Source organism: Rhodococcus sp. RS1C4 (genome assembly GCF_002258225.1).
Taxonomy (GTDB): Bacteria; Actinomycetota; Actinomycetes; order Mycobacteriales; family Mycobacteriaceae; genus Rhodococcoides; species Rhodococcoides fascians_E.
Window position 1 is genome coordinate 14,925 of the sequence record NZ_NOXZ01000020.1, and the last position, 12,988, is coordinate 27,912.

At 66.4% G+C, this 12,988-nt stretch carries 10 protein-coding genes; 8 read left to right on the plus strand and 2 right to left on the minus strand.

Features of this window, described 5'->3' with window-relative positions; all coding sequences use genetic code 11:
• Window positions 1-26: 26 nt before the first annotated feature.
• The 8 genes from CH289_RS08660 (at window position 27) to CH289_RS08695 (ending at window position 8,837) form a co-directional block, all read left to right on the plus strand.
• Window positions 27-1,184, plus strand: a complete 1,158-nt coding sequence (locus tag CH289_RS08660) for an HpcH/HpaI aldolase/citrate lyase family protein (RefSeq protein ID WP_020110435.1) — start codon at window positions 27-29, stop codon at window positions 1,182-1,184.
• On the plus strand, window positions 1,181-3,508 hold the full coding sequence (locus CH289_RS08665) for a phosphoribosyltransferase (RefSeq protein WP_094727774.1): 2,328 nt from the start codon (window positions 1,181-1,183) through the stop codon (window positions 3,506-3,508). Before CH289_RS08660 ends, CH289_RS08665 begins: the two co-directional genes overlap by 4 nt.
• On the plus strand, window positions 3,505-4,317 hold the full coding sequence (locus CH289_RS08670; protein WP_020110437.1) for a hypothetical protein: 813 nt from the start codon (window positions 3,505-3,507) through the stop codon (window positions 4,315-4,317). Before CH289_RS08665 ends, CH289_RS08670 begins: the two co-directional genes overlap by 4 nt.
• A 107-nt stretch (window positions 4,318-4,424) precedes the next feature.
• Window positions 4,425-5,879, plus strand: coding sequence for a hypothetical protein (locus CH289_RS08675; protein WP_020110438.1), 1,455 nt, complete (start codon window positions 4,425-4,427; stop codon window positions 5,877-5,879).
• Window positions 5,876-6,637, plus strand: coding sequence for an ESX secretion-associated protein EspG (locus tag CH289_RS08680; protein WP_020110439.1), 762 nt, complete (start codon window positions 5,876-5,878; stop codon window positions 6,635-6,637). The genes CH289_RS08675 and CH289_RS08680 overlap by 4 nt, the downstream gene beginning before the upstream one ends.
• A 72-nt stretch (window positions 6,638-6,709) precedes the next feature.
• Window positions 6,710-7,309: a hypothetical protein gene (locus CH289_RS08685; protein WP_231383742.1), complete on the plus strand. Its 600-nt coding sequence runs from the start codon at window positions 6,710-6,712 to the stop codon at window positions 7,307-7,309.
• On the plus strand, window positions 7,309-7,533 hold the full coding sequence (locus tag CH289_RS08690; protein WP_020110441.1) for a helix-turn-helix domain-containing protein: 225 nt from the start codon (window positions 7,309-7,311) through the stop codon (window positions 7,531-7,533). Before CH289_RS08685 ends, CH289_RS08690 begins: the two co-directional genes overlap by 1 nt.
• Window positions 7,534-7,601: 68 nt before the next feature.
• Window positions 7,602-8,837: a TerD family protein gene (locus tag CH289_RS08695; RefSeq protein ID WP_170947517.1), complete on the plus strand. Its 1,236-nt coding sequence runs from the start codon at window positions 7,602-7,604 to the stop codon at window positions 8,835-8,837.
• 48 nt (window positions 8,838-8,885) lie between these two features.
• On the opposite strand, the gene CH289_RS08700 is transcribed toward CH289_RS08695, so the two are convergent.
• Together CH289_RS08700 and CH289_RS08705 are read right to left on the minus strand one after the other, a co-directional pair.
• On the minus strand, window positions 8,886-10,484 hold the full coding sequence (locus CH289_RS08700) for a glycosyltransferase family 87 protein (RefSeq protein ID WP_179276775.1): 1,599 nt from the start codon (window positions 10,482-10,484) through the stop codon (window positions 8,886-8,888).
• Between the two features lie 10 nt (window positions 10,485-10,494).
• Window positions 10,495-12,600, minus strand: coding sequence for a transglycosylase domain-containing protein (locus tag CH289_RS08705; RefSeq protein ID WP_170949128.1), 2,106 nt, complete (start codon window positions 12,598-12,600; stop codon window positions 10,495-10,497).
• Window positions 12,601-12,988 lie beyond the last annotated feature (388 nt).

A 12,988-nucleotide genomic window follows, 5' to 3' on the forward strand; every position in this document is an offset into this window, starting at 1 on the left:
CCTGTCACTACCCGCGAAGGATCTCGGTGCAACATTTCAGACATCTCGACGGGGCAGTCCTGGATCGACTGTTCCTGCACGCGCCGGAAAAGATAGACACCGCGGGCGATCTCGGCCTCGTCGCCGTCGGTCTCGGGGCAACCCTCTACATGCCCGCGACCCGCGCGGACCTGACCGAGACGTTGATCAAGCGCAGTGCAGAAGGCGTGTGCTCGCTCGTGATCGATCTCGAGGACGCGGTCGCCGATCACAACCTCGAAGAGGCGATCGACAACGCAGTCGCGACCCTCGACGCCCTCGACGCCGACGACGTCCACGGCTCGCTCGTGTTCGTCCGCGCACGAACCGCGCAGCAGATCGAACGCATCTGCACCTCGCTCCGCACCGACGCGTCGGCGTTGGCGGGGTTCGTGATTCCCAAGTTCACCGCCGCACGAGGAGGTGCGTTCCTCGACGAGGTCGCTCGCGGTTCCACCCGCCTCGGCCGACGCCTCTTCTCGATGCCGGTGTTGGAGTCACCTGAGGTGGTGTTCCGCGAAACTCGCGACACCGAGCTCGTCGCGATCCGCGCTCTGCTGCAGGATCATCGAGAACAGATCCTCGCCGTGCGCATCGGGGCCACCGACATGTGCGGGATGTTCGGGATCCGTCGCGACCGAGACCTCACCATCTACGACGTGCGCGTCGTCGCCGACGTCATCAGCGCCATCGTCAACCACCTGGGCCGGAGCAACGAATCCGGGTTCGTCATCACCGGACCGGTGTGGGAGTACTTCGCCGACCACGAACGCATGTTCCGGCCCATGCTTCGCCAGACACCGTTCGCCGAGCAGGAAGCCGTGCGCTTCCGCCACCAGCTCGTCAGCCATGACCTCGATGCGCTGCTTCGCGAGGTTGCCCTGGACCGCGCCAACGGAATTCAAGGAAAGACCGTCATCCATCCGTCGCACGTAGCGGCGGTGCACGCACTGTCGGCCGTCACCCACGAGGAGTACCACGACGCTCTCGACATCCTGGAATCCGACGCAGGCGGTGTGCGGGCGTCCGGATACGGTAACAAGATGAACGAGCTGGGCCCGCACCGCAATTGGGCGCACCAAACCCTGCTGCGCGCCCGCGCGTTCGGGGTGACCAACGAGGGCATCACCTTTGTCGAACTACTGAAAGAGCTAGCAGAGCGATGACCGACCCGACCTCGGGAATACACCTGACCGCCACGAGCACCTCGTCGGACTGGACCATCGAGGAGCTCGTCCGACCGGGACTGCGGCGCAATCCCCGCCGCGCACATCTGCTGGTGTCGGAGGTACTCGGCAAACACATTCCGGTCGATCCTTCCGTCGTGACCGGTGCTGCCGACGCCTTGGGAGACCTGGTTCTCGAAGCAGTGGGCGGATCCGACGTCGACGTCCTCGGTTTCGCGGAAACCGCAACGGGACTGGGCCACTGTGTCGCCGCACGCCTGAACGCGCACTGCTACCTGCACTCGACGCGGCGAGACGTCCCGGGAACCGGTGTGTACGCCGAGTTCCAGGAAGGCCACTCCCACGCCACCGACCACCAACTGTTACCCACGTCGCCGCGCGTTCTCGACCCACAGCTGCCACTCGTTCTCGTCGACGACGAGATATCCACCGGTAGAACAGCACTCGACGCTGTTCGAGCTCTCCACGCCGTGACGCCACGCACCCGGTACGTCATCGCCTCGCTCGTGGACATGCGCACCGACGAGCATCTCGCGGAATCCGCCGCAGCGGCCGAGGAATTGGGAGTCACCCTCGACTCGGTGAGCCTCGCCCAGGGCCGCGTCGCACTGGCGGACGACCTGATCGAGTCCGTCGTCGCGTTGCCGGAACCGGCGTACAACCCCGTCGCCGACCACGCAGGCACCATCACGCGCGTCGACGCGCACTGGCCCGAGACGGTCCCGGACGGTGGCCGTCACGGTTTCCGTGCCGGTGACACCGCGTCGTTCGTCGCCGCGGCCGCCGAGGTCGCCGACGCCGTCGCGTCGGCACTCGAGCCCGGGCGGCCCGTCGTCGTACTCGGGCACGAGGAACTGATGTACCTGCCACTGAAAGTCGCAGCCGCACTGTCGGACCGTGGGCACCCGGCACTGTTCCAGACCACCACTCGGTCGCCGGCCTACGTGCTCGACGAGCCGGGCTACCCCCTTCGCCGAGGGTTCGAGTTCCTCGCTCCGGAAGACGACGAGGCCCAAGCCCGCTACGTCTACAACGCGTCGGGACCGGAGAACGCGCAGATCGTGCTGATCGTCGACGCACCCGCGGACACCGACCGTCTCTTCGCGTCCGGCGGCGTCGCCGACGTCGTGGCCGCATCCGGCTCCGACGTCCTGGTCGTCGTGGTCAACGGCGCGGATCCACAGCGGCTCATCGTGTCTCGACGCGCGACACCTCTGACCGGACCGGACTTCGGGTCCTACGCACCGAACGAGGTGACGTGGCTGCTGAAGGACCTCTCCGACATCTCCCTGGAAGCGGACGTCGCCGAACGCGAGCGGAGAATCCAGGAAGGTACGGCCCACTACGCCGAATCGTTGCCCGTCGAGTACCAACCCGACGCCGCATATCGCGAGTTGTTCGAAGAAGTTCTGCACGACAGCGCATCTCGATTGGCTCTTGCCGTCGGCACCGTCACCGAGCTCGTACTCGCCGAACGGGGACACGACATCGTTCTCGCGTCGCTCGCACGCGCGGGCACACCGGTCGGCATCCTGATGCGTCGCTGGGCTCACGAGATGCACGGCATCGAGATCCCGCACTACGCCGTGTCGATCGTGCGCGATCGCGGAATCGACTCCGTGGCACTGAAGTACCTGGCCGACCACCACGACCCACGATCGGTCGTCTTCGTGGACGGCTGGACCGGCAAGGGCGCTATCGCACGCGAACTCTCGGCCGCACTGGCGGAATTCGACGGAGCCGACTTCGACGACGACCTCGCCGTCCTGGCCGACCCCGGCCACTGCGCGAGAACGTACGGCACCAGAGACGACTTCCTCATCGCGTCGGCCTGCCTCAACTCGACGGTGTCCGGCCTCGTCTCCCGCACCGTCCTCAACGCAGATCTCATCCGCGACGGCGATTTCCACGGAGCCAAGTACTACGCGGAACTCGCCGCCGACGACGTCTCCAACCACCTCCTCGACACCGTCTCCGCACGCTTCGCCGACGTACGCGACGCCGCCACCGCGGAGGCCTCGGCGATCGGGAAGTCGGATCGGACGCCGACGTGGACCGGGTGGGCGTCGGTGGAGAAGGTGCGCGAGGAGTTCGGCATCTCGCACGTCAACTTCGTCAAGCCAGGAGTGGGAGAGACCACCCGGGTCCTGCTGAGGCGCGTTCCCTGGCGGGTGCTGGTACGTGATGCGAAAGCTCCCGAGCACAAACACATTCGGATGCTCGCCGAGGCGAGGGGGGTTCCCGTCGTCGAAGTTCCCGATCTCGCGTACTCCTGCATGGGACTGATCAAGGACGTCACGTGAGCACTGCCCTGATCTCGGTGGACCTGGATCGCACGATGATCTATTCGTCGGCAGCTCTGGGCTTTCCGCTGGACGCGTCGGTCACCTGCGTCGAGATGTACGACGGCGGGCCGTTGTCCTACATGAGCGTGCGCTCGACGGAACTACTGCAGAAACTGGCCTCCGAGGCAGTGGTCGTCCCGACGACGACGAGGACCGTCGAGCAGTTCGACAGGATCGATCTGCCCGGCGCACCGTGGCGATACGCCATCACCACCAACGGAGGCAACATCCTGGTCGACGGCGTGCCCGACGCCTCGTGGCGTGCCTCCTTCGACGACGTCGACCTACCGGCCGTCCAGCAGGAACTCGCGGCACGCGCCGACGGCGACTGGGTTCTCAAACGACGCACCGCCGACGACCTGTTCTGCTATCTCGTCGTGGAGCCCGACGCTGTGCCTGCCGGGTTCATGGACGACTGGTCGCAGTGGTGCGCCGCGCGTGGATGGAACGTGTCTCAACAGGGGCGCAAGATCTACTCGATGCCCGACGTGGTCAGCAAGAGCCGCGCCGTCGCCGAGGTCCACGCCCGCGCCGTCGACGACGGATCCCTGAGGCCGGAGTCCATCACCCTCGCCGCCGGTGACGGCGCACTCGACGCGGACATGTTGCTCGCCGCGGACCACGCCATTCGGCCCGCACACGGCGAACTCGAGGCACTGAACTTTCGTCCACCTGGCTTGACCGTCACCACCGCAACCGGCGGACGCGCGGGCGAGGAGATCCTCGACTGGTTTTTCGGGCGAATCGCGGAGCACAGGGAACCGTGAGCGTCTCCGGTGCGTCCAACTAGGCAAAGGGTTGCGTAGAAGCTGGTTGGACCACTACAGGGGGCAGTCATGGGGATGCACGCGAGCGGACCTGACCGGAGTGGGCGGTGAATCCGGAGCCGGCCACAGCGGAGGCGGTGGCGGCATCGGTGATCGGCCTCCCCGGCGGCATGGATCTCGCACTCAACGGTGGCTCCGACCGGGCGCGCGAGGCCGGGGCCGAGATCAGGGACAACGCCATGGCGCAGTTCGGGTACACCGCGGTGTACGAGGGCAGGCCCGTCGACGACGACCCGTTCGAGGTCATGTCGCACGAGGACATCTGGAGCAAAGCGCAGGCGCTTCAGGCCGAGCACATCGACGCCACGTCCGGCAACTGGCGAATTCTGGGCAACAACGCTGCAACCGACGCCGCCGCCTTCGCGTTGAAGGTGACCAACCAGGTCGGGACCAACTGGCAGGGCGCCGCGGCCGAGGCCGCCGGGCAGGGTGTCGATCGCTACGCGACCTCGGCAGGCGAATTGATGCTGGCCGCCGACGGTCTTTCCCAGAAGGTTCAAGCGACGTCGGCCGGGGTGAGTGCCACCCGCGCTGCTCTGCCCCCGCCCGTTCCGTACGGCACCGGCGAAAAGATCTTCGACGTCGGTTCCTGGCTCACCAGAACACTGCTGCCCGGTGACCTCAAGAGTTTCCAACACCTCCACGAAGAAGCGGAGGAGGCTGCTCGTACCGTGATGAGGAGTCAGTATGCGCCCGTCATTCGTGAAGCGGCCGTTCAGGTTCCGGTTCTTCCGCCCGCACTGAACCCGTTGAGCGGTTCCGAGGGGCTTACCTTTTCGTCCCCTGGCGCGTCTCGACCGGATTCCGATGGTTCCGGGTGGGGCGGTATGTCCGGAGGCAGTGCCGGTCCCGGCAGCGCGGGGACGACTACGGCGAACCCAGGCGGCGACGCTGCCGCAACGCCGCAGGCTCCCTCCACCGAGGCATCGAGCTGGGCGCCCGCAGAATCCGCTGCATCGCCTGCGGGCCAGACCAATTCGAGCCCCTACGGTGCCGGGCAGGGAAACGGTGGAGCACAGGGCACCGGCGCACCCTCCTCCACCAGCAGCGCAGCGGCGGGATCACCGGTCGGCGGAGCACTCGCGCCGGGCGGGTCTGGCGGGCGGCCGGGAGGTAGCGGCGCAGGCTCGCGGTTCGGTTCGGGGGGTTCCGGAGTTTCGGGTGGCTCCGGCGGCGTGCGCGGTGGCGGCGGCCTGGGTCCAGGCAGCCTGGGCGCAGGCGGTTTCGGCGGACCGGGAGGAGGTTCGTCGGTCGGCGGCCCGTCCGGGAGCGGACTGGGTGCGGCCGGGGGCGGCGGTGTCGCCGGGGCAGCCGGAGCGACGGCTGGACGTCCCGGCACCCCGGGAATGGGTATGGGCGGCATGGCCCCTGCGGCGGGCCGTGGAGGGGGAGGTGGCGACGACGATGTCCATCAGACACCCGGCTACCTGATCGACGCGGTGAACGGAGACGAACTGATCGGATCGCTTCCGCTCGTGGCACCCCCGGTGCTCGGAGAGTGACACTTCAGCATTGGACACTCGACGGTCTCGTGTTCAGGATGCTCCTCGAGCAATCCGGGCGAGACCGCCTGCCGTTCCCCGTTCAGCATCGTCCGATGGCCGACTCCGCTGCCGACTATCACCGCAGACGTCACGAGGCCACGACTGCCGCGCTCAAGATCCTGGACGAGGATCTTCGTTTCGCGATCCGGACAATCGTCGAGCCGGTTGTCCGAGTGGAACTCGTCGGGCACGTGAGGACCGGAGACACCGAGCACACGAAACTGCGCGCGCACGCGGCTGTGGGACACGACGTAGCCGTCGTTCTGACGCAGGCACCCGGCATCGACGACCGCTCCGGCGGCGTCATCACTCTGGAGACGATGGAATCGTTCCGAGGTGTGCGTGCCGTCGTGGATGTGTTGCCGAACGTGGTGCGCGGCACCGGCCCGCGGATCGATGTGAGCCGGCCCGCCACCGAAGGCGACACGGAGAGATCACCTCTGCTGCAGAGTATGTCGCGCACGAGCAACGACGACCGCTACGAGCGTTTGTTCTCCCGTCCACCGTCCAGTGCAGGCGAGATCCTGGTGTGCGCCGGCCCGGCACCGGACAGCAGGCTGACCGAGGGAACGACCGGTGTGCAGTGGGTGGATTTCGCCGGCGACGGGCGCTACATGATCCGGCACACGTCGATCATCAGCGTGATTCCGGTGTCGGTGTCGGAGCTGGTAGCGGAGGTTCGAGGGCTCGTCGGGAAAGCCACGGCGGTTCGATGACCCGTTGACACCATAACGATTCTCGATACTATATCGATATTCGTTGTTATCGACTATCGATATGGAGTTGTCATGGGCTCGTCACTGGGATCGCGACGATCGAACCGGATAGTGATGGCAATCTATGCGCTGATCGCCGTCGGCTGGTCGGCGTGGAGGCTGTTCGAGTACGGGCTGTCGTCCTACGTTCGGGTCTCGGTCGAGCCCGTCGTCGACACTCCCGTCGTCGGCCTCTACGGCGGTGAGCTCCAGCCCGGCAACGTGGCCGAGTTGGCATTCGCCAAGTCCGACGTGCAACGCCTGATGGGAATGATCGATTTCTTCCGATACTCCGAGACAGTCGTCGGGCTGGTTCTGTTGCTGGTGGGGATGACATTCCTCTACCGATTCTGCGACCGAGTCATCGACGGCCGGGCCTTCGGGAAGGGTGCGACGGTCGACCTGACGGTGGTAGCCGGCGTCGTCGTGCTCTACCCGTTCCTCACCGGAATGCTGCGGCAGATGGGCACCAACTCCGTCCTGGGATCGCTCGAGCTGACCGATGTGCTGGACACCGCGGCCAGCTTCGACGGGGTCTGGATCGCGATTGCGGTCGCCGCATTCCTTCAATTCGTCTACGCAGCAATCCAACAGGGCACGAGGCTCGTCGAGGACACCGAGGGATTGGTCTGATGGGTGAGCCCACCGAACACCTGATCACCTGCCATCTCGGGGAGATACTCGATGCCCGCGGAATGACCTTGGCCGAGCTCTCCCGTGTCGCAGGCGTCAGCGTCGTGAACCTGTCGGTGCTTAAGAACGACCGAGCCAAAGCAATTCGGTTCAGCACACTGACGGCGGTGTGCCTCGCGCTCGGGTGCACGCCCGGCGACCTGTTCAGCGTCCGGCCGCAGTAGCCCCATCCGGACAAATCCACCCAGTACATTGGTGTGCAGCATCCGCATCCGACCGAAGGACTTCTTTCATGTCTGCTCCCGGCCAACCCTTGGCAAAGGGTCAGAACGGCCCGATCACAGCAGCCGATGTTCTCGTCTCTGTGCAACTGTCCGCACCCGCCGACCTGTCCGCCCTACTGGTGACAGCGGACGGAAAGGTGCGAACCGACGCAGACTTCGTCTTCTTCAACCAGCCGACCGGACCTGGCGTTCGGCTGGTCTCCGGCCAAGCCGGGCAACCGGCACAGCTCGCCGTGTCGCTCGCGCAGATACCGGCGGACATCGAGCAGATTCGCGCGGTCATCACGCTCGAGGATGCATCGTCCAACTTCGGCCGGTCCGCACCCCCGGCTGCGTACGTGAGCGACGGTCAGGGAAATCCCCTCTACCACTACACCATCGACGGCCTGAGCAGCGAGTCCATCGTCATCGCAGTCGAGATCTACCGTCGTTCCGGAGCATGGAAGGTCCGCGCCGTCGGGCAGGGGTATGCCGGCGGGTTCGCAGCCCTGGTGACCGACCACGGCGTATCCGTCGACGACGCGCCGGCTGCCCCCGCAGCACCGACACCGCCTCCCGCCGCAACACCACCACCCGCTCCGGCGGCCGCGCCCGTGCCGCCACCACCGGCCGCGCCGGCAGGTCCACCCGAGGTCAACCTCACGAAAGCACGCCCCGTCAGCCTCAGCAAAGGCCAGAAGGTCACGCTGAAGAAGGACGGCGGAGTCGCGCTGACCATCATCCGCATGGGACTCGGCTGGGACCCAGTCCAGGCACCGAAGAAGACCAGCTTCTTCGGCGGGGGCGGCAAAGGCGGCAACGTCGACCTCGACGCGTCGGCCATCATGTTCGCCGGAAACAACGTCGCCGACGTCGTCTACTACGGTCAACTCCGCGCCAAGGACGGATCCATCCTGCACCAGGGTGACAACCTCACCGGCGAAGGAGAAGGCGACGACGAGGTAGTGAACGTCGACCTCACCCGCGTACCCCCGCAGGTCACGGCCATCGTCTTCACCGTGACCTCCTACCGAGGGCAGACGTTCGAGCAGATCCAGAACGCCTTCTGCCGGCTCGTCGACGACACCAACAACGCCGAACTCGCACGCTTCACCCTGCAAGGCGGCATGCCGTTCACCGGCCTCGTCATGGCCAAGGTCTACCGCGACGGCGGCAACTGGAAACTCCAGGCCATCGGCGAAGGCATCAACGCCAAACACGCCGGCGAAGCCGTCCCTCAACTCGGGCCCTACATCCGGCCCTGACAACCTCGCCCCGCCGCCGCCCGCATCCCGCCGGAGCGAACGTGCCGTTCAGTCACTCCAAGTGACCGAATGAACCGTTCGGTCCCCGGGTGGCTGGGTTGCAGGGGTACCGGTGGAGACGCGGTGGACGTCGCGGGTGTGGTCGAGGACGCCGCCGATGGGGTCGTCGGTGCCGTTGCGGCGGATGAGGTCTTCCTGGGGTCGGTAGATCTGCCGGACGACGAGTGCGCAGAGGCCGATGACGGCGATGTCGCGGAGAACGATTGCGGCGGTGAACCATTGCTCGGGCACGCCTTTGTTGCCGATGCCGAGGTAGTAGTACATCCGCGGGAACCAGATGAGGGCGTCGACGGTCATCCAGGCGAGGAGGAGTCGGCGGTGCGGTAGTGCGAGGACGGCGAGCGGTACGAGCCAGAGGGAGTACTGGGGGCTCCAGACTTTGTTGGTCAGGAGGAATCCCGCGACGACGAGAAAGCAGAGTTGCGCCAGCCTGGGGCGCATAGGGGCGTTGACTGCGATGTAGGCGATTGCGACGCAGACGATTGCGAAGAGTCCGAGGGTGACGGCGTTGAGTACCAACGGTTTGTCGCCGGGGTAGAGGGTGCCGTCGAAGCCTCCCCAGCCCGTGAAGGACGTGATGACGTTGTAGATCGAGTCGGGGTCGGCGCCGCGGGCGGAGTTGAGGCGGAAGAACTCGTACCATCCGCTCGGATAGAGCAGTGCGATGGGAAGATTGACGGCGAGCCAGGCGGCGACGGCCGCACAGGTGGCTTGTCCCCATTCCCTCATCTTGCCGGCGCGCCAACACAGTACGAGGAGCGGTCCGAGCAGCAGGAGGGGATACAGCTTGGCGGCGCCGCCGAGCCCCAGCAGAACACCTGCGAGGATCGGTCTCTTACGGCCCCAGGCGAGGAGGGCGCCGGCGGCGAAAGCGGTTGCGAGAGCGTCGAAATTGGTGAAGCCGTGTACCACGACGAGTGGTGACGCGGCAACGAGGGCGGCGTCCCATATTCTGCGTCCGGCGGATATGGCGGTGGCCCACACCGTCACCAGCCAGGCGATCGCCAAGCCGATGACGACGACGTTGAAGTAGACGGCGACCGGGAGCGCTTGCGGCAACCAGGACACCGAACTCCATGCCTCGGCCACGACCATCGACCCGTACTGGTACAGCCCGGACAGCACCGGGTACTCCATGTAGCGGATCTGGATTGTGCCGTCGGCAGCTACTTCCTCCCAGGACTTCTTGTACGGGAAGGCGCCTTCGTCGAGACGTTCGGCTCCGAACAACGGCACGGTGTCGGAGTAGCACATTGCCACGTACTGACGGCTGCCGCTCCAGTCGAGCCCGAGCTCGCCGTCGGGACCGTTGGGGGCCTGTTGAATACAGCCTGCCTTCGCGAACCAGCCGAACGCGAGAAACACGACGGCGAGCAGCAACAGAACCCGCAGCGGGGTGAAGAAGCGTTGCCTGCCGATCAGCGCGTGCCGACCGGCGGGGCCTCCGATGGCGGCCGTGAGTTCGGCCGCCATCGGGTCCGACGTGGCGGGTAGATCCCGGGCACTGTTCGAGCGAAGATCCGGCGCGAGCGGCCCCGGACTTGCAACCCTGCGTTCGACGGGGGTGCCGGGGTTGCTGTCGCTCACTCCGGACAGGTTACCGGCCCGGGGCCGGTTCGGGTTCCTGCGCTGGAGCCTCCGGTTCGGCAGGAGTCTCCGGCGTCGGAGCGGGCGCCAGTCCGGGTAGCGGGATGGTCACGCCAGGCAGGATTTCCACCTGCCGCGGGGTGATCACCACGGGCGGCGAGATCTCCGTCGGGATCGGCAGTGTGATGGGCGGAGGCTCGGACGTCGGCGCGACGGTCGTCGGCGCGGCCGGCGCCGAATACTGCGGCACGCCTGCCTGTCCCGCGATGGGCTCGGGCGTCGGGAACGTCTCGTTGGTCGTTCCTTCGAGGGTTCCGTCCATCGTGTCCTTCCAGATGTCCGACGGAATTCCGGAGCCGTAGATCGAGCCGCCGTAGCTGTTCTGCAGCGGCAGCCCCTGCTCGGTACCGACCCACACGGCGGTGGACAGCGACGGGGTGTAACCCACCATCCAGGCATCCTTGTTCTCGCCGGTGTCGCCGAGCTGCGCCGTACCCGTCTTCGCTGCGGACTGTCGTCCACCGGCGAGGTTGTGCCCGTTGGAGTATCCGGCAATGGGACGCATCGCGGCGGTGACGTTGTCCGCCACTGCAGCGGGGACGACCTGCTGGCCGGGCTCGGCGCCTCGATCGAGGAGGACGGTGCCGTCGGCCGTCACGACGCGTTGCACGAAGTGCGGTGCGTGATAGACGCCCGATGCGGCGAGGGTGGCGTAGGCGGAAGCCATGTCGATGACGCGTGACTGGTACTGCCCGAGGACGATCCCGTTGTTGGGTCCGACGCCGTCGCCTTCGGTCAGCGTGGGTCCGACGCCTGGAATTTCCTCGGCGACACCCAGTTTGTGCGCCATGTCCGCGATGGACTGGGGGCCGTTGTCCATGGCGAGCTGCATGCGATAGAAGCTCGTGTTCAAGGATCGCTTGAGTGCCTCTGCGATGGTGCACGTTCCGCAGGACTCGCCCTCGACGTTGCCGATGGAGATGCCGTTGACCGTCAGCGGGGAGCTGTCGTACATCTGCGACAGCGGGATGCCTTGGTCGAGCGCCGCGGCGAGACCGAACACCTTGAAGGACGAGCCCGTCTGCAGACCGGACTGCGCGAAGTCGAATCCACGGCCGTCGGCGCCGCCGTAGTACGACTTGACCGCGCCGGTTCTGGGGTCGATGGACACCGATGCAGTGCGCAGGTCGCCCGGCTCTCCTTCGAGATTGCTGTTCACCGCGTCGATGGCGGCCGCTTGCGCGGCCGGGTCGATCGTCGTGGTGATCTGCAGGCCTTCGGTGTTCAGGTCCTGCTCACTGACTCCCGCGGCGGACAGTTCGCGGAGAACCTGCGCCTTGATCAGTCCGTTGGGGCCGCTGTCGGTGTCGTCGTTCGATGCAGCCGAGCTGGGGATCCATGGCGGATAGACCATGGCTGCGCGCTGAGCCTGATCGATGTTGCCCTGGCTGACCATGCCGTCGAGCACGTAGTTCCACCGCGACTGGGCACCCTCGGGATTGAACTCGGGGTCCAAGCCGGAGGGCTGCTGAATCGTCGCGGCGAGGACGGCACCTTCTTCGATCGTCAGCTGGTCGACCGGCTTGCCGAAGTACGCCGTCGACGCTGCCGCGATGCCGTACGCACCGCGACCGAAGTAGATCGTGTTCAAGTACGCGGCCAGGATGTCGTCCTTGGACCACTGGCGAGCCATCTTCGAGGAGATGACGAGCTCACGCATCTTTCGAGTCAGAGTGCGCTCGGATCCGACGAGTGCGTTCTTCACGTACTGCTGAGTGATGGTCGAGCCACCGCCGGCGCTGTCGCGGCCCAGCACGTTGTCGCGCAACGCGCGACCGAAGCCGGTGATCGAGAAGCCGGGGTTGGAGTAGAAGTCACGATCCTCCGCCGACAGCACGGCGTTGCGCACGTGCAGCGGGATCTGGTCGATCGTGACGTCGGTCCGGTTCCCTTCAGGTGGGACGACCCGGCCCAGCTCGGTGGTGCCGTCGGAGGCGAGAATCGTCGCCACCTGATTGGTCTTGATGTCGCCGGGACGAGGGACGTCCTCGACGGTGTACGCCACCATGAAGGTGAGGATCGGAACGATCAGACCCAACGCGACCAGCACGTACAAGGTCCGTCGAACTGTGCGCCACTTGGACTTCTTCTTCGTTTTCGCGGCGGAACCTCTCTCGGGCGGTTCGGGCGGTTCGTTGCCCGAAGAGCGTGGAACACCGTCGTCCGGAGGTCCGGTCGGCGGAAGATTGGATGGTGGAACGGGAGGCGGCGGACCGGCGGCAGGGCGTCGGACATCCTGCCGGGCGTTCGGCAGCGGGGGACGACCGGGAGGCGGGTTCTGCAGAGGGCGCCCTTGGGCGTCACGTGCCGGGGGGCGTGGATTCGGCGGAATCGGCCGACCCTGCGCGTCACGACGCAGGGGCGGGGGCCCGGCCGGTGGGCCGAGAGGACGGCCTTGCGCGTCGCGCCTAACACCGGCGAGAACAAGGATGCCTGGATGTCCT

Excerpts from the sequence above, each read along its gene's own strand:
- CH289_RS08665 (WP_094727774.1), top strand. The coding sequence starts at position 1,181 with ATGACCGACCCGACCTCGGGAATACACCTGACCGCCACGAGCACCTCG.
- CH289_RS08685 (WP_231383742.1), top strand. The coding sequence starts at position 6,710 with ATGGGCTCGTCACTGGGATCGCGACGATCGAACCGGATAGTGATGGCA.
- CH289_RS08690 (WP_020110441.1), top strand. The coding sequence starts at position 7,309 with ATGGGTGAGCCCACCGAACACCTGATCACCTGCCATCTCGGGGAGATA.
- CH289_RS08695 (WP_170947517.1), top strand. The coding sequence starts at position 7,602 with ATGTCTGCTCCCGGCCAACCCTTGGCAAAGGGTCAGAACGGCCCGATC.